The 21,737-nt window shown below is 67.2% G+C and carries 20 protein-coding genes; 7 read left to right on the top strand and 13 right to left on the bottom strand.

The window, feature by feature from the left end; translation table 11 throughout:
- Positions 1-128: 128 nt before the first annotated feature.
- The 3 genes from ACFQ4G_RS02815 (at position 129) to ACFQ4G_RS02805 (ending at position 3,568) form a co-directional block, all read left to right on the top strand.
- Complete coding sequence (locus ACFQ4G_RS02815; protein WP_238205095.1) at positions 129-893, top strand: fumarylacetoacetate hydrolase family protein; 765 nt, start codon at positions 129-131, stop codon at positions 891-893.
- Between the two features lie 49 nt (positions 894-942).
- A complete protein-coding gene (locus tag ACFQ4G_RS02810; protein WP_238205097.1) occupies positions 943-1,953 on the top strand; it encodes a ketopantoate reductase family protein in 1,011 nt (336 codons plus the stop codon).
- A 79-nt stretch (positions 1,954-2,032) separates the two neighbouring features.
- Positions 2,033-3,568: an acyl--CoA ligase gene (locus ACFQ4G_RS02805; RefSeq protein WP_238205099.1), complete on the top strand. Its 1,536-nt coding sequence runs from the start codon at positions 2,033-2,035 to the stop codon at positions 3,566-3,568.
- A 43-nt stretch (positions 3,569-3,611) separates the two neighbouring features.
- Here the strand turns inward: ACFQ4G_RS02805 and ACFQ4G_RS02800 are convergent, their stop codons facing one another.
- The gene (locus ACFQ4G_RS02800) at positions 3,612-4,760 is read right to left on the bottom strand and encodes a sensor histidine kinase (protein ID WP_238205101.1); all 1,149 of its coding nucleotides are present in this window, start codon (positions 4,758-4,760) and stop codon (positions 3,612-3,614) included.
- 352 nt (positions 4,761-5,112) lie between these two features.
- On the opposite strand from ACFQ4G_RS02800, the gene ACFQ4G_RS02795 reads away from it, so the two are divergent.
- Positions 5,113-5,421, top strand: a complete 309-nt coding sequence (locus tag ACFQ4G_RS02795; protein ID WP_238205103.1) for a hypothetical protein — start codon at positions 5,113-5,115, stop codon at positions 5,419-5,421.
- A 7-nt stretch (positions 5,422-5,428) separates the two neighbouring features.
- Here the strand turns inward: ACFQ4G_RS02795 and ACFQ4G_RS02790 are convergent, their stop codons facing one another.
- The 4 genes from ACFQ4G_RS02790 to ACFQ4G_RS02775 form a co-directional block, all read right to left on the bottom strand.
- Positions 5,429-7,288, bottom strand: a complete 1,860-nt coding sequence (locus ACFQ4G_RS02790) for a potassium transporter Kup (RefSeq protein ID WP_238205196.1) — start codon at positions 7,286-7,288, stop codon at positions 5,429-5,431.
- A gap of 349 nt (positions 7,289-7,637) precedes the next feature.
- Positions 7,638-8,369, bottom strand: a complete 732-nt coding sequence (gene bioD, locus ACFQ4G_RS02785; RefSeq protein WP_238205105.1) for a dethiobiotin synthase — start codon at positions 8,367-8,369, stop codon at positions 7,638-7,640.
- A complete protein-coding gene (locus ACFQ4G_RS02780; RefSeq protein ID WP_019906363.1) occupies positions 8,366-9,139 on the bottom strand; it encodes a ferredoxin--NADP reductase in 774 nt (257 codons plus the stop codon). The genes bioD and ACFQ4G_RS02780 overlap by 4 nt, the downstream gene beginning before the upstream one ends.
- A 148-nt stretch (positions 9,140-9,287) precedes the next feature.
- A complete protein-coding gene (locus ACFQ4G_RS02775) occupies positions 9,288-10,223 on the bottom strand; it encodes a ring-cleaving dioxygenase (RefSeq protein ID WP_238205107.1) in 936 nt (311 codons plus the stop codon).
- Between the two features lie 160 nt (positions 10,224-10,383).
- Between ACFQ4G_RS02775 and ACFQ4G_RS02770 the strand changes: the two genes are divergently transcribed.
- The gene (locus tag ACFQ4G_RS02770) at positions 10,384-11,007 is read left to right on the top strand and encodes an FMN-dependent NADH-azoreductase (RefSeq protein WP_238205114.1); all 624 of its coding nucleotides are present in this window, start codon (positions 10,384-10,386) and stop codon (positions 11,005-11,007) included.
- On the opposite strand, the gene ACFQ4G_RS02765 is transcribed toward ACFQ4G_RS02770, so the two are convergent.
- The 6 genes from ACFQ4G_RS02765 to ileS form a co-directional block, all read right to left on the bottom strand.
- The gene (locus ACFQ4G_RS02765) at positions 11,004-11,600 is read right to left on the bottom strand and encodes a HupE/UreJ family protein (protein WP_238205115.1); all 597 of its coding nucleotides are present in this window, start codon (positions 11,598-11,600) and stop codon (positions 11,004-11,006) included. The genes ACFQ4G_RS02770 and ACFQ4G_RS02765 overlap by 4 nt on opposite strands.
- Before the next feature lie 191 nt (positions 11,601-11,791).
- A complete protein-coding gene (locus ACFQ4G_RS02760) occupies positions 11,792-13,093 on the bottom strand; it encodes a M16 family metallopeptidase (protein ID WP_238205116.1) in 1,302 nt (433 codons plus the stop codon).
- A 64-nt stretch (positions 13,094-13,157) separates the two neighbouring features.
- A complete protein-coding gene (locus ACFQ4G_RS02755; protein ID WP_238205118.1) occupies positions 13,158-14,543 on the bottom strand; it encodes a M16 family metallopeptidase in 1,386 nt (461 codons plus the stop codon).
- 322 nt (positions 14,544-14,865) lie between these two features.
- Positions 14,866-15,495, bottom strand: coding sequence for a hypothetical protein (locus ACFQ4G_RS02750; protein WP_238205120.1), 630 nt, complete (start codon positions 15,493-15,495; stop codon positions 14,866-14,868).
- Between the two features lie 192 nt (positions 15,496-15,687).
- Positions 15,688-16,188, bottom strand: coding sequence for a signal peptidase II (gene lspA, locus ACFQ4G_RS02745; RefSeq protein WP_238205122.1), 501 nt, complete (start codon positions 16,186-16,188; stop codon positions 15,688-15,690).
- A 127-nt stretch (positions 16,189-16,315) separates the two neighbouring features.
- Positions 16,316-19,300 (bottom strand): isoleucine--tRNA ligase, encoded by a 2,985-nt coding sequence (gene ileS / locus ACFQ4G_RS02740; RefSeq protein WP_238205130.1) that lies wholly within the window; start codon positions 19,298-19,300, stop codon positions 16,316-16,318.
- A gap of 435 nt (positions 19,301-19,735) precedes the next feature.
- Here ileS and ACFQ4G_RS02735 point away from each other — a divergent pair, with 435 nt between their 5' ends.
- On the top strand, positions 19,736-20,002 hold the full coding sequence (locus tag ACFQ4G_RS02735; RefSeq protein WP_018045876.1) for a hypothetical protein: 267 nt from the start codon (positions 19,736-19,738) through the stop codon (positions 20,000-20,002).
- 182 nt (positions 20,003-20,184) lie between these two features.
- The gene (locus ACFQ4G_RS02730) at positions 20,185-20,385 is read left to right on the top strand and encodes a hypothetical protein (protein WP_238205131.1); all 201 of its coding nucleotides are present in this window, start codon (positions 20,185-20,187) and stop codon (positions 20,383-20,385) included.
- A gap of 77 nt (positions 20,386-20,462) precedes the next feature.
- On the opposite strand, the gene ACFQ4G_RS02725 is transcribed toward ACFQ4G_RS02730, so the two are convergent.
- A complete protein-coding gene (locus ACFQ4G_RS02725; RefSeq protein WP_238205132.1) occupies positions 20,463-21,101 on the bottom strand; it encodes a MarR family winged helix-turn-helix transcriptional regulator in 639 nt (212 codons plus the stop codon).
- A gap of 196 nt (positions 21,102-21,297) precedes the next feature.
- The gene (locus ACFQ4G_RS02720) at positions 21,298-21,687 is read right to left on the bottom strand and encodes a response regulator (protein WP_026597410.1); all 390 of its coding nucleotides are present in this window, start codon (positions 21,685-21,687) and stop codon (positions 21,298-21,300) included.
- Between the last annotated feature and the right edge of the window lie 50 nt (positions 21,688-21,737).

The raw sequence follows: 21,737 nt of genomic DNA, 5'->3' as shown, positions 1-21,737 counted from the left end.
AGCAGAGCACCGGAAGCTGGGACGGCGTCTTCCTCGTCGCAGCCGGCGCCAACGTCCTCGCATCCCTCCTCGCCATCGCCGTCCTGAAGCCGTGGCGGGCCCGCATCGTCGCCCGGAGCGCCTGAACCATGGCCCGCTGGATCGGATACAGCCACGACGGTCGAGCCGGCTTCGGCCGCCTCGACGGGGAAGAGATCGCCGTCCACGAGGGCGACCTGTTCGACGCGCCTCGGCCGACCGGCACAGTCCTGGCACTCGGCGAGGTCGTCCTCGACCTGCCGTGCCGGCCGAGCAAGGTCATCGCCCTGTGGAACAACTTCTCGGCCATGGCCGAGAAACAGGGGCTGACCCCGCCGGTCGCCCCGCTCTTCCTGCTCAAGCCGGCCAATACCTACCGGCCGAGCGGAGCCGAGATCGCGGTGCCGGACTGTGCCGGGCGTATCCTGTTCGAGGGCGAACTCGGGATCGTGATCGGCAAGCGGAGCCGCGATCTCACCCCGGATCAGGCCGCCGCGCACATCTTCGGCTATACCTGCGTGAACGACGTCACCGCGCTCGAGATCCTGAAGGCCGATCCGAGCTTCGCGCAATGGACCCGCTCCAAGGGTCTCGACGGGTTCGGGCCGTTCGGCCCGGCCATCGCCACCGGCCTCGATCCCGAAACCCTGTCCGTGAAGGTTCGGGTGAACGGGCGCGAGCGCCAGACCTATCCCCTCTCCGACATGATCTTCCGCCCGCACGAGATCGTCGCCATGATCTCGCGGGGCATGACGTTGGAGCCCGGCGACGTCATCGCCTGCGGCACCTCCAACGGCTCCGGGCCGATCCCGAAAGGTGCCACCGTCGAGGTGGAGATCGAAGGGATCGGAATCCTGTCGAACCGCTTCTCATGAACCACACGACCAGGCACCACACGATACCGGGACAACCAGGAAGACCAGCATGAGCATCGCGATCGTCGGCGCAGGCGCCATCGGCGGATTTCTGGGCGTTCGGCTCGCCAATATCGGCGAGGACGTCACCTTCATCGCGCGCGGCGCCAATCTCGACGCCATCCGATCGAACGGCATGCGGCTGATCGAGGAGAACGGCTCCGAGATCCACGTGACCAACCTCAAGGCCACCAAGTCGATGGAGGAGGCCGGGCGCCACGACGTCGTCCTCCTCACCGTGAAGGCCCATCAGGTCGGGCCGATCGCGGCCGATCTCCACCATCTCATCGGCCCCGACACCATCGTCGTGACCATGCAGAACGGCATCCCGTGGTGGTATTTTTCGGGTGGCCATGGCGGCGAACTCGCGGGGACGCACCTGGAAACCGCCGATCCGGGCCGGCTCATCGCCGAGTATCTCGACCCGAAGCATGTGATCGGCTCGGTGGTCTATCCGGCAGCCGTCCTCACCGAACCCGGCGTGGTCCAGGTGATCGAGGGCCACCGCTTCGGTCTGGGCGAACTCGACGGCTCCATGAGCCCGCGGGTCCAGGCCCTGGCGCAGCTGCTGATCAAGGCGGGCTTCCGCGCGCCCGTCACCAGCGACATCCGCGCGGAGATCTGGCTCAAGCTGTGGGGCAATCTCAGCTTCAACCCGATTTCGGCGCTCGCCCACGCGACCCTCGTGGACATCTGCCAGTTCCCGGAGACGCGGGCGCTCGCCGCCGACATGATGCGGGAAGCGGAAGTCATCGCGGGCAAGCTCGGCGTCACCTTCAAGCTCGGGATCGAGCGGCGCATCGCTGGGGCCGAAAAGGTCGGCGCGCACAAGACCTCGATGCTGCAGGACGTGGAGGCCGGCCGCCCGATCGAGCTCGAGGCCCTCGTCGGCTCGATCATCGAACTCGGCCGCCTCACCGACACCCCGACCCCGCATATCGGCACCGTCTACGCCCTGATGCGGCTGCTCTCGCAAAGCCTGGAGCGAGCCCGGGGACGCCTCTCCATCACGGCCGCCTGACCCACCGATTCGCGCCGCCGCTCATGCGGCGGATCGCCTTCGAAACCTGAAGGCGACTCACTCCGAGGACATTCCTGCCATGGCCGAGACCGCCACCACCCTCCACGCGCTGATCCAGGCCGGCGCCGACGACGCCACCGCCCTGTCGAGCCCCGGCGGCGTCCCGCTGACCTTCGGCGGGCTGCGGGCACTCACCGAGAGCACCATCGCGGCCCTCAATGCGCAGGGGATCGGCCGTGGCGACCGGGTCGCCATCGTCCTCGACAACGGCCCCGAAATGGCCGCCGCCTTCATCGCCATCGCGGCCGGCACCACCTCGGCGCCGCTCAACCCGGCCTACAAGGCCGACGAGTTCGAGTTCTACCTCACCGATCTCAACGCCAAGCTCCTGGTGACCACGGAAGGCTCGTCCGGCCCCGCCGTGGCGGTGGCCGAGAAGCTCGGCGTGCCGGTGGCGCGCCTGACCCCGACACCCGACCGGGGGGCGGGCAGCTTCACCCTCGCCTTCGCCGCATCCGATGCGGCGAAGGCCGGCAATGGCGGCCCGGCCCATCCCGACGATATCGGCCTCGTGCTTCACACGTCGGGCACCACCTCGCGCCCGAAGATCGTGCCGCTGAAGCAGTCGAACGTCTGCGCCTCGGCGCGCAACATCCGCACCACCCTCGCCTTCACGGCAGAGGATCGCGGCCTCAACATCATGCCGCTGTTCCACATCCACGGCCTCATCGCCGGCATCCTGGCGCCGCTCTCGGCCGGCGGGCAGGTCTGCTGCACGCCGGGCTTCAACGCCCTGAAGTTCTTCGGCTGGATGGGGGAGGTCCGCCCGACCTGGTACACGGCGGTGCCGACGATGCATCAGGCGATCCTCGGACGCGCCGCCCGCAACAAGGAGATCATCGAGGCGAACCCGCTGCGCTTCATCCGCTCGTCCTCGTCCTCCATGCCGCCACAGGTGATGAAGGAGATCGAGGAGGTGTTCGGCGCGCCGCTGCTGGAGGCCTACGGCATGACCGAGGCCGCCCACCAGATGGCGTCGAACCCGTTGCCGCCCCGGCCGCATTATGCCGGCTCGGTGGGTCTCGCCGCCGGTCCCGAGATCGCCATCGTCGACCATGACGGCGAGCCCCTGCCCGCCGGCGAGACCGGCGAGATCGTCATCCGCGGCGACAACGTGATGACCGGCTACGAGAACAACGACAAGGCCAATGCCGACGCCTTCACCAGGCAGGGCTGGTTCCGCACCGGCGACCAGGGCACGCTGACACCGGAGGGCTACCTCTCGATCACCGGACGCCTGAAGGAGATCATCAATCGCGGCGGCGAGAAGATCTCCCCGCGCGAGGTGGACGAGATCCTGATGGACCACCCGGCAGTGTCCCAGTGCATCACCTTCGCGATGCCGCACGACAAGCTCGGCGAGGACGTGGTGGCGGCCATCGTCCTGCGCGAGGGCCACGATGCCCTGTCGGAGAAGGACCTGCGCGGCTTCGCCTCCGAGCGCCTCGCCCCGTTCAAGGTGCCGGCCAAGATCATCTTCCTCGAAGAGATTCCCAAGGGCGCCACCGGCAAGCTCCAGCGCATCGGCCTGGCTCAGAAGCTCGGCCTGGTGTGAGGGCGCAAAGCACCCTCCCCTGAGCGGGGGAGGGGTCCGGCCCCTATGGCGGCAGCGCCATCCTGAGCGAGAAATGCGCGCCCTTCACATCGGGTGCGACGCTGAGCGGGCCGCCGAGCTGACGGCCGAGATTGTTGATGATGCGCATGCCGAGGCTCGCGCTGCGGGCCTCGGTGGGGTCGAAGCCCTCCGGCAATCCGGCGCCGTCATCGGCGACGCCGATGATCAGGCCTCCCTCGGGATGCGGACGGGCAGTGACCCGGATCTCGCCGCCGCCATCGGGATAGGCGTACTTGATCGCGTTGGTGACGAGTTCGTTGACGAAGAGACCCAGCGGGATCGCGAGATCGGCCGGGATATCGAGGCGCGCCGCCTCGCAGCGGATGACGTGGCTCCGGGCGTTCTCCTGCAGCTTGCCGCAGAGCGCCTCCAGGAAGCCGGCCACGTCGATGGCGCCGAGGGTCGGCTGGCGCCAGAGCTGGTCGTGGACCGCGGCCACGGCCTCGACGCGAGTGCGTGCGTCGCCGAGAGCCTCCTTCACCTTATCGTCGTCCGAGCCGCGGGCCTGGAGAGCCAGGAACCCGGCGACCACGGCGAGGCTGTTCTTCACCCGGTGGCTCATCTCCCGGGACAGGAGGTCCTGCCGTTCCAGGGCCGCCTTGAGCCGGGCCTCGGCGCGCTGGCGCTCGATGGCCCCGCCGAGCAGGTTGGCGAAGCCCTGCATGAAAGCGATGTCCGCCTCCTCGAACTTGCCGGGGCGGGTATCGTCCACTTCCAGCACGCCGTAATGCCCGTCACGGTTGGCGATGAGCACGTTGATCGCCCGCTTGATACCGTGGTCGGCCATCAGTTGCGGCGTGCGGAAGCGCGTCTCCGACTGGAGGTGGTTGGAGATCACCGGCCTTCCGGTCTTCAAGGCATAGCCGGCCGGCGAGGCGAGATCGGCCCCCACGGTCGCCTTGCCGACGACGTCCTGGCTCCAGCCGATTCCGGCACAGACCAGCAGGCAATCCTGCACGTGGCGATATTCCAACGCTTTGCAGAATTCGGCCTTCATGCCTTCCGCACAGAGTTCGACGGCACGATGCAGCAGCGGCAGAAGCTCGGTCGCCCGCAAGGCCTCGACGCCGAACTCCGAGAGGAGGGCCTGTTGGCGCAGGCGCAGTGCCAGGGCTGGTGAGGGATCGGTCATGGGAAATGGTCCTGCGACCGGCTGGATGTATGAGAAGAACGTCTTTCGGTCTGTGGGATGCCGGGAAGCCGGACGCAAGAGTGGTCCCCCGGCCGATGTCGCGATCCCGGTCGCATCCGAGAGCCATGAGCAGGCGTATCGTGACCGATCCAGCGGTCGCACTCGAAGCAGGCGACCGACATATCAAGTACAAATGCGTCGTAATAATAATATTTCATAAGACATGAGCAAGTCGTTGCAGGACCGTTCCTTGAGGTGATTTGTCCGGAAACCGGAATCTCGGTATCTCTCCCGTGAAGCCGGCGTCTAAAGAACGGGCGAACAGCCGTCACGACCGGATGGAAGATTCGAGATGATCGACAGACGAGCCGCCCTCGCCGTCTTCGCCACGATGGCCGTCCTGGCATCCGCCCCGGTGCAGGCTCTGTCGATGAACGACCCGCTCACGGAATGGAGCAGGGGCACGGCCATGGACCGCATGCAGATCGCCTCTCGCCTCGGCAAGTCGTTCATCAGCATCAACGAAGGCTTCACCGCCGGCTATTTCCTGAAATGCATCGACGATGTCGCCGTCTACGGCAACGCCAAGGCGGCCAGGATCGAGGACGCCATGCGCGAATGCGTGGCGGCACGGATGCCGCGCCGCCCGGACGCGGAATAGGAGGCCGTCAGATCTCGATCTCGGTACCGACCTCCACGAGCTGGCGGGTCGGGATGCAGAACTGCGCCCCCGTGGCTTCGGCGTTGCGCAGGAGGAAGGCGAAGATGGTCTCGCGCCACGTCGCCATGCCGCGATCGTCGCTCTTCGGGATGATGGTCTCGTGGCCGATGAAGATCGTCAGGTCGTCGAGGAACGCCTTCGGCAGCGCGCCGCATTCCACGGCGCAGCGCAGGCCGTCGGGGATCGAGGCGTCCTCCATGAAGCCGTAATGCAGGACGAGGCGGAAGATGTCGGGGGTGATCTCGGTCACCTCGGCCCGCTCGTCGCGGGGAATGCTCGGCGCCTCTTCGTAGAGCGCGGTGACGAGAAGGATGCGCTCGTGAAGGGCATGGCTGCGCTCGACGAAGCGGGACAGGTGGAGCGGGATGCCGCTCGTCGCCGAGGACAGGAAGGCGGCATTGCCCGGCAGGGTGATCGGCGGCTCGCGGCGCAACTGCTCGATGAACTCCCCCTCGGGCTGGCGCAGCGTCGTGCGCGCCTCCTCGACGAGGAGGTTTCCCTTGCGCCAGGTCAGCATCAGGAAGGCGACGAGGCCGGCGAGCACCAGCGGAAACCAGCCGCCCTCGAACAGCTTCACGCTGTTGGCACCGAGGAAGACGAGGTCGATGACGAGGAAGAAGCCGTTGACGGCGAAGACCGCGACGGGGTTGTAGCCCCATTTCAGCGCCACCAGGGCAGCGAGCAGGGTAGTGATCGCCATGAGCGACGAGACGGCGATGCCGTAGGCGCCGGCCAGCTTGTCGGACGAACCGAAAGTGAGAACGGCGGTCAGCGTCGCCGCCGCCATCAGCCAGTTGATCACGGGTACGTAGATCTGGCCGCGCTCGTCGCGCGCCGTGTGGATCACCCGCATGGGCGGCAGGAAACCGAGTTGGATCGATTGCTGGGTGAGCGAGAACACGCCCGAGACGATGGCCTGCGAGGCAATGACGGTGGCGAGGGTCGCGAGTGCGATCAGGGGATAATGGGCCCAGTCGGGGCTCAGCCGATAGAACGGGTTCTCGATGGCGTCGGGCTCTACCAGAAGCAGGCCGCCCTGGCCGAAATAATGGATGACGAGGGCCGGCAGGACGAGGCCGAACCAAGCGAGCCGGATCGGTCTCGCGCCGAAATGACCGAGATCGGCATACATCGCCTCTCCGCCGGTCACCGCCAGGAAGGCGGCGCCCAGCATGGCGAAGCTCACGTGCCAGCCGGCATGGACGAGGAAATCCACCGCGCGCCAGGGGTTTAGGGCGCCGAGGATCTGGGGTGCGTGCCAGATGCCGCCGAGGCCGAGCAACGCCAGGACGATGAACCACACCACCATCACCGGGCCGAAGATGCGACCGATGAAGGCGACGCCCTTGCTCTGCACCAGGAACAGCCCGACCAGGATCGCGATGGTGATCGGCAGGACGAGACGATCGAGCCCGGGGGCGGCGACCTTGAGTCCCTCCACGGCGCTCAGCACCGAGATCGCCGGAGTGATCGCGCCGTCGCCGTAGAGGAGCGCTGCGCCCACGAGGCCGACGACGAGAAGCACGGCCTGCCGCGTGCCCGGCTTGGCATGGCGCGCCCCGAGGAGCGCCAGCATGGCGACGATGCCGCCCTCGCCCCTGTTGTCGGCGCGCAGGATCAGCACGGCGTATTTCAGCGAGACGATGAGGATCAGCGCCCAGAAGATCAGGGACACCGCGCCGACCACGGCGATGGCCTCGGGCGGTCCGCCGCCGGAGGCCGCCCGCACCGCTTCCTTGAAGGCGTAGAGCGGACTGGTACCGATATCGCCGTAGACGATGCCCAGCGCTCCCAGGAGGAGCGGCAGGCTGGCGCGCGGCGTGCCTCTGCTCTCCGGTTGCGCCTCATGGACCGGTTCCCGTTGAGCCAATGGGCTATCCCTCCGCGAGAAGCCCGGATGCATTCGGTTTCCGCCCGACCAGACTTAGCGGTAGCTGGCCCGACGTCCAGGGACGGACGTCATTGCGTCATGCGGATGAGGAAACCATGCACGACTCTCGCACCGAGTGTACCCGCCCGCTCACGCCGAGATCGGCGAACGACATCGGTGATATCCAACGTGATGCCGGCGCAACCTGCTGTTGGAAAACAGGTTCTTCGAGTCCCGGAATCGGCAGGAATGACGGGCGTTCAGGCGCCATCCATAGCCGACACCATCATCGACGGTTTCCTACTTCCGGTTCTGGCGTTCCAGCCGGCGGAGCCTGGACCAGCCGCGCCAACGCCTCCGGGCATTCGCCGTCGCGGGCGATGCACATGACCGGAACCGCCATGTGGCGCCGGATGGATTGGGCGACCGACTCCGGGGATGTCGGCGCGCCGAGGCTTTCGCAGACGACGAGTCCGAGGAGCGTCTGGCCGTGAAACCGCAGGGCTTCCGCCGCGGTGAGAACATGGCTGATCGCGCCGAGATAGCTGCCGGAGACGAGGAGGGTCGGCAGGGCGAGGGCCTTCAGCCAGTCGAGGCCCGTCGCCTCCTCGGTGATCGGGCTCATGAGGCCGCCGACGCCCTCGATCAGGACGACGGTCTCCGAATCTGCGGCCGCGATCCGGGCCTCGCACCAGCCGACGAGGTCGGTGAGATGCAGGCTCCGCCCCTCGCGCGCGGCGGCGAGATCGGGAGCCAGGGGAGCGGAAAAGCGCCAGGGCGTACAGGCCGCGATGGTCTCCGGCGTCACCGGCAAGCCCTGGGCCTGCAGCAGGATCGCCGTGTCGCTCTCGCGAAACGCCGGATCGTCGAGAGAGGGAACACCGCTAGCCAGCGGTTTCAGGGTCGACACGGCGAGGCCCTGGCGGCGCAGGGCACGCGTCAGGGCGGCGGTGACGTAGGTCTTGCCGATCTCGGTCCCGGCGCCGGCGACGAAGACGGCGCGGGCACGCGCGCTCACTTCTCGACGAAGGCCTTCTCGATGACGTAGTGGCCGGCCTCGCCGTGGTTGCCCTCGACATAGCCGCCGCTGGTCAGCATCTCGCGGGTGTCGCGGATCATGTCCGGCGAGCCGCACAGCATGAAGCGGTCGTTCTCCACCGACATCGGCGGCAGGCCGATATCCTCGAACAGCTTGCCGGAGGTCATCAGGTCGGTGATGCGGCCGCGGTTGCGGAAGGGCTCACGGGTGACCGTCGGATAGTAGATCAGCCCGGCGCTGATGACCTCGCCGAGGAACTCGTGGTTGGGCAGGTCCTGCGTGATCGTCTCACCATAGGCGAGTTCGGAGACCTGGCGGCATCCATGGACGAGGACGACCTTCTCGAAACGCTCGTAGGTTTCCGGGTCCTTGATGATCGACATGAACGGGGCCAAGCCGGTGCCGGTGCCGAGAAGGTAGAGGTTCTTGCCCGGCATCAGATTGTCGAGCACGAGGGTTCCGGTGGGCTTCTTGCCGACCATGATCGGATCGCCGACTTTGAGGTGCTGCAGCCGCGAGGTGAGCGGGCCGTTCTCGACCTTGATCGAGAAGAATTCGAGCTCTTCCTCGTAATTGGCCGAGACCACGCTGTAGGCGCGAAGGAGCGGACGACCCTCGACCTCGATGCCCATCATGACGAACTCGCCGTTGCGGAAGCGGAACGCGGGGTCGCGGGTCGTGCGGAAGGAGAACAGCGTGTCGGTCCAGTGGTGGACGCTCAGCACACGCTCCTCGTTGAACTTGCTCATCGACGGGTCCGTCTCAAACTTCGCTTGCGAATCTCAGCCTTCAGCCGGGTCTTTTCGCACCTGCGGCACGCCCGTCAAGGCATAGCAGGCGCGCAGGTAGCGAAACCGCCAACTGTCTGGAATCGCTCTTAATACGTGAACAGGGCGTTCACAGCGGCTTCAGCCCCGCTTCGATCTCGGCGCGACGGCCCTCCAGGAAGGGAGGCAGGGACAGGCGCTCGCCCAAGGTCTCCAGAGGCTCGTCGGCGGTGAAGCCGGGACCGTCGGTGGCGATCTCGAACAGGATGCCGTTGGGCTCGCGGAAGTAGAGGCTGCGGAAGTAGTAGCGGTCCACGGGCCCGCTGGAGGGCATGCGGCGCTGTTTCAGCCTGTCGGCCCAGTCTGCGTAATCCGCATCGGGGATATGGAACGCCACGTGGTGCACGGCACCGGCCCCCTGTCGTGCGGGAGGCGAATCGGGTTCGGCGACGAGGTGAAGCTCGGCTCCCGCTCCGCCCTCGCCCATCTGCCAGACGCGAACCTCGCCCTTCGGCAGTTCGTAGCTCCGGACATGGCTCATGCCGAGCACCTCGGCGAGCACGGCTTCCGTCGCCTCGATCCGTGCGAGGCTGAGGCGGATCGGCCCCAGGCCCCTGATCTGCCGTTCGGCCGGGACCGGACTGCCGGACCACGGATGGGCCTCGCCGGCCCCCCCGTCGTCCACCAGCATCAGGCGCTGGCCCTCGCCATCCTCGAAATCGAGGGTCAGGCGACCGTCGCGCAGGACCGGCTCCCGATGCGCCACGCCGTGGCGGGCGAGATGCTCGCACCACCACGCGATCGTGCCTTCGCCGGAGACGCGAAAGCCCGTCCGGACGATGCTGTTGGTGCCGCGACGCTCGAGGGCGGCGGGCCAATCGAAGAAGGTCATGTCGGTGCCGGGCGCGGCGATGCCGTCGGCATAGAACAGGTGATAGGCCGAGACGTCGTCCTGGTTCACCGTCTTCTTCACGAGCCTCATGCCGAGAACCCGCGTGTAGAAGGCAGCGTTGTCGGCGGCCCGCGCGGTGATGGCGGTGAGATGATGAAGTCCGGTGAGCTGCATCGGCATGTCCTGCGAAGGATGATTTGTGCTGAGATGGATCGTCCGGCCACGGAATACGATGGGAGGCTTCATCCTCGGCCGGAAGATCTCTGCCCCTGGGCCGAAGCGCGTCGCGCGATACATCCTTCGTGTTCCGTCCTCTTAACCAAAGGTCTCCTGCATGCCCCATCTGCTCTATGTCGAAGCCTCGCCGCGCAAGGAGCGTTCCGCCTCGATCGAGGTGGCCCATGCCTTCCTCGATGCCTGGGGCGCTCGGCACGACGACGGCACGGTGGACGTTCTCGACGTGTGGAACACGCCGCTTCCGGACTTCGATGGCGAGGCGCTGGCCGGCAAGTATGCGGCGCTGGCAGGGGAGGCTCTGAGTCCGGCGCAGGAGGAGGCCTGGGTCGCGATCCGCGCCCTGGCCGAGAGATTTCACGCCGCCGACCTGATCCTGTTCGCGGTGCCGATGTGGAACTACACGATCCCCTACAAGCTCAAGCACCTGTTCGATCTGGTCTCGCAGAAGGACCTGCTGTTCACCTTCGACGAGCGCGGCCAGAACGGGATGCTGACATCCACGGCGGTGGTGATCAACGCCCGCGGCGTCGCCATCGGCGAGGATTTCCCGGCCGAGATCTACGACCACCAATCGAGCTACATGGCGACGTGGCTGCGCATGGTCGGCATCACCGACATCCACCAGATCGCCGTGGAGAAGGGACTGATGGGCGCGGATCTCGACAGCGAATCCCGCGAGCGCGGTCGTGCCGAGGCCGAGGCCCTGGCCGGGAAACTCTAGACGACGCCCGCCAGGAGACCGAGGCCGGCGGCGGCGAAGGCCGCACCCGCCATGCGCAGGGCGGGACGCCCCTTCGTCCCGTCGAGGCGGCCCATGCCGAGGCCGAGGCCGAGCCCCGCGGCATGGAGCAAAGCGGTGGCCGCGACGAAGCCGGCACCATAGGCGAGGCCGGAAACCGCCTCCGGCATCTCGGCGCCGTGGGCATGGCCGTGGAAGACCGCGAAGACGCCCACGAGGGCCATGGCCGCCGCGACCGGCATAGTCAGGCGCAGGGCGACGGCGGCGCCGAGCACGGCCACGGACAAGGCGATGGCGGTCTCCACATGCGGGAGCGCCACGCCGGAGACGCCGAGAGCGCCGCCCACCACCATCATGCCGACGAACGAGAGCGGGACGAGGAAAATGGCCCGGCCGCCGACCTGGGCGGCGACGAGCCCCACCGCCACCATGGCGAGCATGTGGTCGAGACCGGTCAGCGGGTGCAGGAACCCATGGGCGAGGCCCGATGCATCGCCCTGCCCGGTATGGGCGAGGGCGGGACCGGCCATGAGACCGAGTGCAAGACCCGGCAGAATTCGAACGACGCTTCTCATTCCCGCTCTCTCCGAAGCCATAGAGGCCGTCACCTTTCCTGAATGCAGGACGTCGTCGGTCCTGGCAACGGTCGTGCCGACGATGGCGGGATCAGACAAATCCGGCGTCGGGGCGCTCCTTCCCCGGACGGGTGGAGCGAAGCGGAACTCGATCCGGGGCCCAGCGAGAAAAGCCGCGAAGCGTCCGAATTCTACAGGAAATCCGTCGGCCGGCCTGCGGCGACCACCAGCATCTTGCCGTCAGCGAAGGTGCGGGCGCCGGCGCGGCGGATGTCAGCCTGGGTCACGTTCGCCACCATGTCGTTGCGGCGGCCGAAATAGTCCATGCCGAGGCCCTCGAAGGCGATCTGCACGAGCTGATGAGCGATCTTGGTCGAGGTGTCGAAGCCGAGCGCGTAGGAGCCGGTGAGGTAGTCCTTGGCCTTCTGCAGTTCTTCGTCGGAGGGACCGTCGCTGATGAGGCGGCCGATCTCGTCGCCGATCACGGAGAGGGCCTCGCCGACCCGCTCGTTCTTGGTGGCCGTGTAGCCCCAGGTCATGGCGCTGGCGCGGTGGCTCACGAGGGAAGTGCCCACCGAATAGGCCAGTCCGCGCTTCTCGCGCACTTCCTGGAACAGGCGCGAGGTGAAGGAACCGCCACCGAGGATGTGATTCAGCACGTAGGCCGGGATGAAGTCCGGGTCCTTCCAAGGCACGCCGCCCATGCCGAAGCGAAGGACCGACTGGGGCACGTCGATATCGACGACGACGCGACGGCCGAGCTGGCCGACCCGAGTCTGCGGAAGCGCTTTCAACGGGCCGGCCTCGTCCAGCGTGCCGAAGGCCCGGTTGAGGGCATCCGCGAGGCGCTCGGCATCGATGGCGCCGACGGCGGCGACCTTCAGGCCGCCGCGACCGATGATCAGCTTGTGCATCGCCACGAGGTCGTCGCGGGTGATGGCAGCGATGCTCTCCGGCGTGCCCGAAGAGGGCCGGGCGTATGGATGGCCGGCATAGGCCTCGGCGAAGAAGCGGCGCGAGGCCATGACGCCCGGATCGTTCTGCTGGTAACGCAGGCCGGCCAGGGTCTGGGCCCGAACCCGCTCGATGGCGTCGGGGTCGAAGCGTGGCTTCGCCAGCGCCAGCGCGAGGAGGTCGATCGCCTCGTCCGCGTGCCTGACCAGCATCTTGAGAGAGCCGCCGACCGCGTCGGCGCCAGCATGGAACGACAGTTCGATGGCGCGCGCGGCGAGACGCTCCTGGAAGGCGTCGGAGGAGAGGTCGCCCGCGCCTTCGTCGAGGAGGCGTGCCAGCATCTGCGCGACGCCGCCCTTGCCCTCGGGATCCTGCGCGGCTCCACCCTCGAAGGTGAAGGCCAGGGCGATCATCGGCACCACGGGTGATTCCACGTGCCAGGCCTCGATGCCCGCGGCGGTCGTCACCGGAAGGGCCAGGGTCGGCGCGTTGGCGCTGCGGCTGGCGGTATCGACCAGATTGGCTTCGGCGAAGGTCATGGGAACCTCATTCTTCTTCTGGCGGCGCGGGCCGGGATCAGCGGGATCGTGCGTGAGGCTCGCCTCACGCAGCCGCGGCGTCGGGATCGCGCGTCTTGGTCAGGTATCCGGTGACGGACCGGGAGGGGATCAGGTAGCGCTCGGCAACGGCGGCGAGCCGAGCCTGGGTCACGCCCTCGATGTCGGAGGGCCAGCGACGGACCTCCTCGATGGATTCGCCGATGGCGAGGGCCGAACCGTAGATGCGGGCCAGCGACGACTGACTGTCGGAGGAATAGACCGTCTCGGCCACGAGCCGGGTCTTGGCCCGCTCGAGCGCCTCCGAACCGAGCGCCTCGGAGGGCACGCGCCGCAGGACGCGGTCGACCTCCTCTTCGAGCTTCTCCAGGCTGACGCCCTCGGCGGGGATCGCGTAGACCGAGAAGCGAGTGTCGTCGATGGCCGAGCCCATGTACCAGGCACCGGCATTCACCGCGATGCCGAGTTCCATCACCAGCTTGCGGTAGAGGAACGAGGTCGAGCCGCCCCCCATCACCTCGGCCAGGAGTTCGAGGGCGTGGCACTCGCCGTCGCGGGCCGTCATGCAGGACGGGGTGAGGTAGAGGCGCTGCAGCGTCGGCTGCTCCACCTTCGGGTCGGCGACACTGAGCCGGCGCAGGGCCCGAGGCTCGGGCTCCTTGGCACGCACCCGCACCGGCCGGGCGCCGCGCGGCGCGACGAGGCCGTAAGTGTCGTCGGCGAGCCGCCGGACCTCGTCGGGCGTCACGTCGCCGGCGACCACCAGGATGGCGTTCTCCGGCGTATAGAAGCGGTTGTAGTAATCGAGGGCATGGGTGCGGTTGAGATCCTCGATCTCGTGCATCCAGCCGATGATCGGCGTGCCGTAGGGGTGATGCACGAACAGCGAGGCAGCCATGGCCTCCGAGAGCTGGGCCGAGGGATCGGTCTCCACCCGCATGCGGCGCTCTTCCAGCACCACGTCGCGCTCGGGCGCCACCACCGAATCCTCGAGGACGAGGCCGGTCATGCGGTCGGCCTCGAACGCCATCATGGTCTTGAGGTGATCGCGGGCGACGCGCTGGAAATAGGCGGTGTAGTCGTAGGAGGTGAAGGCGTTCTCCTGGCCGCCGAGGCCGGAGACGGCCTGCGAGAAGGCGCCGACCGGATGCTTCTCCGTGCCCTTGAACATCAGGTGTTCGAGGAAATGCGCGATGCCGGACTGGCCCGTCGGATCATCGGCCGAGCCGTTGCGGTACCACACCATATGCGTCACCACCGGGGCGCGGTGATCGGGCACCACGACGACGTCGAGGCCGTTATCGAGGGCGAAGGCGGAGACTTCGGGGCCACCCGCCTCGGACCGGCCGAACGGCGCAGCCTCGGCCCGGCCCGCATGGGAATATCGACGGTTGAGCGAGAACCCGGGCGTATCCTTCCGCAGCAGATGCATCGTCTTTTCCTTGATACGTCGGCCATTTCTGACCGACCGTCATGAGCGCAATGCCCTTTGCGCGTTTCTCGACATGCCACGATCCCGAAAACGGAGATCAGGGCAAATCCCGTACCGGTGCCCGTCTCGCACCGATCTGATGCGCCGGACTCGACGGCGCGGTGTGATCTTTCGCGAAGGACGAGCCTGTCCGCGAAGCTGTTCCGGCGATCATCTCGTCCGACGATGCCGGCTGATGCTCGATGTCTGGCCTCGCCGAAGGTCATCGCGACGAAACCAGCCTCCAGAGCATCGTGCCGGATACGGTATCTGGGGCAATACTCTAGCGGCCTCGGATATACGCACCCGGATCGGCTTCCTCACGCTCGCGCGAGGGATTGTTGATCGGATCGCTGTTGTTTCGAGCGACCGCCTTCGGAGCCTTGCGGTATCCGTTCGGCGGGTCGGTGAGCGTGTCGCGATCGGGCTCGGCCAGGACGGGCTCGGCCTTGTCCTCGCGCTTGCCGAAGATGTCGAAGGGGTTCCAGATCGACGACGAGGCGCCATCGCTCTCGGGCCGGCCCGGCTCGGTGCGCACACTCGCATCGGCGCGTCGGCCGCCACGCATCTCGTCGATGGAGAGCGTCATGTTGTTGTCGTTCATGCGACCCTGCGTGCCGCGGGAAATCGGCTTCTTCGCGTCGGCGATCTCGCGCTCGCGCTGGGCGATCTCGGGGTCCTTGGGCCATTGTGGCGAGGCCGTCGCGGCACGCGGCTGCGGAAGGGCCTTGCCGTCGAGCTTGGGCGGCATCACCAGGGGAGCCCGCTCACGATAGGTGATCGTCGGCTTCTCGGGCTCAATGAGCCCGATGCTGCTCAAGGTGTCGCGCATGAAGACGCCCTGCTGCGCCTGCGCACCACTGGCTGCGAGGAGTCCGGTTAGGCCGAGGATGAACCCGCGATGCCCGATCATGCTGCCCCCAAATTGCGCTGGCTCGAAGTCGCGCATGCCCGGACCGTGCCGGCCCTTATTGGTCGATGCCGATCCTGCGCTTCTGGCCTGACGGCGGTTTCAGGCGATCGTATGGCGCCTTGACAGCAGCGCACCAGCCTCGCGGGCACAACGATCCGCACTGTGGTTTACACATCACAACCGCGGAGTTCCTCAGGCGCCGGCCGATGGAGCCTCGTCGCGGGACCGTCGGATGGGAATCAGGCTGTCGATGAGAAGGCCGACCACGCCGGCGACGATGGCCGCATCGGCGATGTTGAACACGTACCAGGACCATGCACCCGCATGCAGGTGCACGAAATCGAACACCGCGCCGTAGGCCGCGCGGTCGATGGCATTGCCGATCGCCCCGCCCGCGATGAGTCCGAGGGCGGCGGCGAGCAGCTTCGACGAGGCCCGGCGCATCCACAGGATCATGCCGGCGGAGGCCGCGACCGAGACCGCCACCAGGATCCAGCGGCCGAGACCGCCGTCCTGCTGGAACAGCCCGTAGGAGATGCCGCGGTTCCAGACGACGACGAAATCCGCGAAGGAAGTCAGGTGCCAGGGCTGGGTCAGCACCAGATCGGTGCCGAAATACAGCGAGAGCTTGGAGGCCTGATCGAGGACGAGGGTGGTCAGGAGGATGAGCCATCCGAGGCGGAAGGGAGTCATCGGGCCGCAACTCCCGGCACGACGATCCCGACGGCAACCTCATCATTAGGTGCCGGAGCCCTCCTCCGAGACCGCTTGTGCGACACCCAGGATCGAGGATCGAGGATGGATGTCGTGCCGCCGTCGCTCACGCCGCGCTCGCCGCACCGTGGAGCGCGTCCCACTCGCGGAGCGCCTGAGCGTCGCGCGGCGTCACGTCCGGATAATCGGGGTCGGACCCGACCGTCTCGGAGACTCGCCACGACCGGGCGCATTTGCGACCCTTGGCCGACCCGGAGACCACCGCCACCCCGCGCACGTCGTCGAGGCGGAAGGCCTGTTCCGGTCCCTCGCCCTCGACGATCGTGATGCCGGAGGTGATGCAGACTTCCGAGAAGTCGATTCCTTCCAGCGCCGTCAGCAGATCGGCATCGGCGATGAACACAGTCGGTGCCGCTTCGAGGCTCGCGCCGATCCGCTTGGCGGCGCGCTCGATCTCCAGGGCGCCGGTGACGACGCGGCGGACCCGGCGGACCTTCTGCCAGCGTTCCGCGAGGGACGCGTTACGCCAGGAGGACGGGGTCTCGGGCAGGGTCTCGAGATGGACCGAGCCGACCTCCGACGGAGTGCGGTCGAGCCAGGCCTCCTCCGCCGTGAAGGCGAGCACCGGGGCCAGCCAGATCGTCACCCGCCGGAAGGTCTCGTCGATCACCTGCAGCGAGGCGCGCCGGACCTGCGACGAGATCGGATCGCAGTAGAGCGCGTCCTTCCTCACGTCGAAGTAGAAGGCCGAGAGATCGCCGGTCATGAAGCCGTTGAGGAGCGCCACCACGCGCTTGGTGTCGAAGGTGGCGTAGGCCTCGCGGATCTCGCCGTCGAGTTCGCAGAGCCGATGCAGGATCAGCCGTTCGAGTTCGGGAAGGTCGGCATGTGGAACGCGCTCACCCGCCTCGAAATGTGCCAGAGAACCGAGCATCCAGCGCAGTGAATTGCGCAGTTTTCGGTAGGTCTCGGCAAAGGTCTTGATGATCTCCGGGCCGATGCGCAGGTCGTCGGCATAATCAGAGGCCGCCACCCACAGGCGCAGGATGTCGGCGCCCGAATCCTTGATGACGCTCTGCGGCGCCACGACGTTGCCCTTCGATTTCGACATCTTCAGCCCCTTGGGGTCGAGGACGAACCCGTGGGTGAGGACGATGTCGTAGGGCGCGCGCCCCCTGGTTCCACTCGATTCGAGCAGCGACGACTGGAACCAGCCGCGATGCTGGTCGGAGCCTTCGAGATACATCACCGTATCCCGGCCGCCGTCGCGCTCGCGCACCACGCCGGACAGGCCCGGGAACTGCTCCGGATCATCGAGCACGAAAGCATGGGTCGAGCCGGAATCGAACCAGACGTCGAGGACGTCGGTCACCTTCTCGTACTCCGCCGGGTCGTATTCGGGCGCGAGGAAGCGGGCTCCGTCCGCATCGGTGAACCAAGCGTCGGCGCCCTCTGCGGCGAAGGCCGCTGCGATACGGGCGTTCACCGCCTCGTCGCGCAGGACCTCACTGGTGCCGCGCTTGACGAAGACCGTGATCGGCACGCCCCAGGCGCGCTGGCGCGAGACCACCCAGTCGGGGCGGTTGGCGACCATGCCGTTGATGCGGTTCTTGCCCTGGGCGGGCACCCATTGCGTGTCGTCGATGGCCTTGAGGGCCACTTCGCGCAGGGTGCGGCCGTCGAGGGAGTCCACCGGCTTGTCCAGCGCGATGAACCATTGCGGCGTGTTGCGGAAGATCACCGGCTTCTTCGAGCGCCAGGAATGCGGATAGCTGTGCTTGAGCGTACCACGCGCCACCAGGGTGCCGGCTTCGGTGAGCGCCGCGATGACCGCCTTGTTGGCGTCGCCCTTCTCGCCCTTGGGGGTGAGAACGAGTTTTCCCGTGAAACCGGGCGCCTCCTCGGTGAGCGCACCATCTGCATCGACGGTGTAAGGGATACGGGTCTCGATGCCGCGCTGGGCGAGCGCGCGGCCATTGGCCATCCAGACCTCGAAATCCTCGCGGCCATGGCCCGGCGCTGTGTGGACGAAGCCGGTGCCGGCCTCGTCGGTGACGTGGTCTCCTTCCAGGAGAGGGACCTGGAAGTCGTAGCCAGCGGTGTGCCCGGCCAGCGGATGCGAGAGAGTGAGGCCGGCGAGTTCGGCGGCGGTCACGTCACGGACGCGCTCGAACGCCTCGACCCGAGCCGAGGCGAAGACGCTGGCGGCCAGGGTGTCGGCCAGGATGTAGGTGTCACCGGTCTTGGCCCAGTTCTCCTCGGCCGCCTGGGTCACGCGATAGAGACCGTAAGCCACGCGCTTCGAATAGGCGACGGCGCGGTTGCCCGGCATCGTCCAGGGAGTAGTGGTCCAGATCACGACGCGCGCGGCGGCGAGATCGCCGGATGCTCCGGCTTTCGGCCGGAACGCCGCAAAGATCGTGTCGCTGACGTGGTCCTCGTACTCGACTTCCGCTTCCGCCAGCGCCGTCTTCTCCACCACCGACCACATCACCGGTTTCGAGCCTCGGTAGAGCTGGCCCGTCATGGCGAAGGTCATGAGTTCGCGCGCGATCGCCGCCTCGGCCGGGAAGGCCATGGTCGCGTAGGGATGTTCCCAATCACCGGTGACGCCCAGCCGCTTGAACTCGGCCCGCTGCACGTCGAGCCAATGGCCGGCGAAGGTCCGGCATTCCTGGCGGAACTCGATGACCGGCACGTCGTCCTTGTTGCGGCCCTTGGCGCGGTACTGCTCCTCGATCTTCCACTCGATCGGCAGGCCGTGGCAGTCCCAGCCCGGCACGTAATTGGCGTCGTAGCCGAGGGTGCCCTGGCTGCGGACGATGACGTCCTTCAGGATCTTATTGAGCGCCGTGCCGATATGGATGTTGCCGTTGGCATAGGGCGGTCCGTCATGGAGCACGAATTTCGGCCGGCCCGCGGCCTTCACCCTGATCTGGCCGTAGAGGTCGATGGCGGCCCAGCGCTCCAGCAGGAGGGGCTCGCGCACCGGCAGACCGGCCCGCATGGGGAACTCGGTCTTCGGCAGGAACAGGGTCTGCGAATAGTCGCGGGCGGGCGGGCCGGCGTCGGTGGCTGTCGAATCGGTCATGGGGTCTTCTGCGAAACGGTGCGCTGATCTTCAAGACGGTCGGCGTCGGGCCGATGTCGGCGAACGGAGGCGGTGCGCCGCCCTCCCGGCTCCCGCTCGGGCCGCCTCAGCGGCCTTCAGGCGGAGGCCGGGCTCGTAATTCGAAGGCGGCCGAGACCGCGCGGGACGTCATGAACGCGCATGGCCGGCTTCTAGCAGCGCCGGGCGGCGGAGGCCAGCAGCCGCTGGACCATCATCGTCCCCGCGTGATCCTGCCCTTCACCTTAACTCGCGATCACCCTGTGCGATCGATGCCACCTTTTCGAAGCTCGGCCGTTATCTGACACGCGTGACGGTGCGCCGCCCGGTCGAGGACGGTGCAGGCCCGAGCGCCCCAAGGTCGATCCAGCCGCCGAAACGCGGCTGGTGCCTGAGGAAAAGAAGAGGAAGCCCGTCATGAAAAAGGCATTGCTCGCCGCAACCCTGGTTCTTTCCGCCTTCGCGCTATCCGGCGCGGCCGAGGCCCAGGGCCTTCCCGGCGGCGTCCGTCGCGGTGCGGCAGAAGGTGATCGCGTCGGCGGACCGATCGGCGGCATCGTCGGCGGTGCGGTCGGTGGCGCGGTCGGAACGGTCAACGGCGCCCTCGGGATCGATCCGGGCCGCCGCGCCTACCGCACGCGCATGAACTCGCGTCGCCATTATCGCCACCGTCACCACCGCTGAGGCGGCACCGGCCCGGCCTTCCCGATAATCGGGAGGGCCGGGCTCATCGCGCGCAACGCGGCGCATTCGTTTAAGCTTGTCTTTATGCCGACCTGACAATGTCGGCCCGTTCTTTTGCATCGGGCGGCATGCCAATGGCTAAGTGGGTTCCCCTGACGGCCCTCTTCGGGCTCGTATGTCTGATGGTCATCCCGACACCCGGCATCATCGGAATCATGATCGGGAGCGTCTGCGCCCTCGCCATCATCGTCAGCGCGATCATCCTGGCCATCGACCGCCTGGCCGGACGCCTCGCGATCATGGTCTCGCGCAGGAAGCAGGCCCGAGCACCGAAGCGCAACCGCGCCGTACATGCGCATTCGGGCATGACCAGAAAAGTCTGAAACGCTGCCACTCTGTGACAGATGAGCCCTATCAGCCTGTCTCCGTAGTCATGGTCGCTCGGAAAACCTGATCCCGCTCAGACCAGACGATCGCCCTGGATCGGGACGACCAGTGCATCCGCGTCGTCCTCGTCGGTCTCGATATCGGAATCCCCATCCACCTCGTGACCGGTCATGCCCGACACGTCGGCCAGGTTGCGAGCCGCCTTGCGCAGGAGCTTGCGCAGACGGCGGCGCTCCTTGCCGTCGAAACCATCGAGCATCTCCGATTCGACGTCGTCCCAGATCCGCTCGATCGCTTCCGCCTTGGCGAGCCCCGTATCGGTGAGGCGCACGCGGACGATGCGGCCGTCGCCGGCCTCGGCCCGACGCTCGACGAAGCCGAGGGCGGCCAGCCGGGAAATCGTCTTCGACGCGGTGGGCGGACGGACCCGCAGGGTGGCTGCGAGATCGCCCATGGTCATGGTGCCGGCAACGGCCAGGGCCTGCACCACCTGCTCCTGTCCGGCGAACAGGTCGAGGGCAGCGAGTCGATCACCCACCCGCGAGCGGTGGAGCCGCGCGGCCTGGACCAGGGCCCAGCCGACGCTCTTCGAACCCGGAGGGCGGATACGCTTGTCGGACTTGCCCATCGTCTGTTCGCTGTCCCTGTCGGTCCTGCCCGACGATGCGGCCTTGCCGGACGATACCGCCAGTCGTTCTTCAGCCGAAACCATCGCCGCCCGACTCCACCGCTCACAGAGGGCCGAATTCCTCCGATCCCGAAAGACCCGGGCGGACGGAAACGGCCATTTGCGCGCATGTGCCGTCCGGCTCGTGAAGCTGAGATGACAGCGGGCCTGGATTCCCGATGAAAACGTCGGCCGGCAAAGGAAACCTTGCCGGCCTGCCATCCGCCCCGATCGGATGTCTTCAGCAGGGCATCAGGCTCTGGATCTGATGAAGGATGTCCTCGCCGGTGCAGGGACGCGAGATGAAGCGGGCGCCTGCAGGGATGCGCTCCGGATCCGGAGCGGCACGACCCGAAACGATGACGATCGGCAGGGTCGGACGCGCTTCCGACACCGCATTGGCGAGATCGAACCCGTTGACCTTGCCTGACAGTTCCACGTCCGTGATCAACCCGCAGATGTCCGGCCGGGCCTGGAGTATGCCGAGGGCCCTCTCGGCCGAGGCGCATTGCACCGTCTCGTAGCCGCCATCCTCCAATACGTCCCCGAGGTCCATGATCGTCAGGGCCTCATCCTCGACGAGGAGGATCACCGGCCTGTCGTCGTCCGAGCGCGTCGTCTCATTCACCACGATGCCCACCCTTCACCGTTTGACCCAACCTGACCCAACGATAAACATCC

The organism is Methylobacterium marchantiae (assembly GCF_042679825.1).
Classification (GTDB): domain Bacteria; phylum Pseudomonadota; class Alphaproteobacteria; order Rhizobiales; family Beijerinckiaceae; genus Methylobacterium; species Methylobacterium marchantiae.
This window is presented reverse-complemented; position numbering and strand designations above follow the sequence as displayed.

What these genes read in the sequence shown, in the direction of transcription:
- ACFQ4G_RS02815 (WP_238205095.1), top strand. Translation starts at nt 129, where the DNA reads ATGGCCCGCTGGATCGGATACAGCCACGACGGTCGAGCCGGCTTCGGC.
- ACFQ4G_RS02810 (WP_238205097.1), top strand. Translation starts at nt 943, where the DNA reads ATGAGCATCGCGATCGTCGGCGCAGGCGCCATCGGCGGATTTCTGGGC.
- ACFQ4G_RS02805 (WP_238205099.1), top strand. Translation starts at nt 2,033, where the DNA reads ATGGCCGAGACCGCCACCACCCTCCACGCGCTGATCCAGGCCGGCGCC.
- ACFQ4G_RS02800 (WP_238205101.1), bottom strand. Translation starts at nt 4,760, where the DNA reads ATGACCGATCCCTCACCAGCCCTGGCACTGCGCCTGCGCCAACAGGCC.
- ACFQ4G_RS02795 (WP_238205103.1), top strand. Translation starts at nt 5,113, where the DNA reads ATGATCGACAGACGAGCCGCCCTCGCCGTCTTCGCCACGATGGCCGTC.
- ACFQ4G_RS02780 (WP_019906363.1), bottom strand. Translation starts at nt 9,139, where the DNA reads ATGAGCAAGTTCAACGAGGAGCGTGTGCTGAGCGTCCACCACTGGACC.
- ACFQ4G_RS02775 (WP_238205107.1), bottom strand. Translation starts at nt 10,223, where the DNA reads ATGCAGCTCACCGGACTTCATCATCTCACCGCCATCACCGCGCGGGCC.
- ACFQ4G_RS02770 (WP_238205114.1), top strand. Translation starts at nt 10,384, where the DNA reads ATGCCCCATCTGCTCTATGTCGAAGCCTCGCCGCGCAAGGAGCGTTCC.
- ACFQ4G_RS02765 (WP_238205115.1), bottom strand. Translation starts at nt 11,600, where the DNA reads ATGAGAAGCGTCGTTCGAATTCTGCCGGGTCTTGCACTCGGTCTCATG.
- ACFQ4G_RS02760 (WP_238205116.1), bottom strand. Translation starts at nt 13,093, where the DNA reads ATGACCTTCGCCGAAGCCAATCTGGTCGATACCGCCAGCCGCAGCGCC.
- ACFQ4G_RS02755 (WP_238205118.1), bottom strand. Translation starts at nt 14,543, where the DNA reads ATGCATCTGCTGCGGAAGGATACGCCCGGGTTCTCGCTCAACCGTCGA.
- ACFQ4G_RS02750 (WP_238205120.1), bottom strand. Translation starts at nt 15,495, where the DNA reads ATGATCGGGCATCGCGGGTTCATCCTCGGCCTAACCGGACTCCTCGCA.
- lspA (WP_238205122.1), bottom strand. Translation starts at nt 16,188, where the DNA reads ATGACTCCCTTCCGCCTCGGATGGCTCATCCTCCTGACCACCCTCGTC.
- ileS (WP_238205130.1), bottom strand. Translation starts at nt 19,300, where the DNA reads ATGACCGATTCGACAGCCACCGACGCCGGCCCGCCCGCCCGCGACTAT.
- ACFQ4G_RS02735 (WP_018045876.1), top strand. Translation starts at nt 19,736, where the DNA reads ATGAAAAAGGCATTGCTCGCCGCAACCCTGGTTCTTTCCGCCTTCGCG.
- ACFQ4G_RS02730 (WP_238205131.1), top strand. Translation starts at nt 20,185, where the DNA reads ATGGTCATCCCGACACCCGGCATCATCGGAATCATGATCGGGAGCGTC.
- ACFQ4G_RS02725 (WP_238205132.1), bottom strand. Translation starts at nt 21,101, where the DNA reads ATGGTTTCGGCTGAAGAACGACTGGCGGTATCGTCCGGCAAGGCCGCA.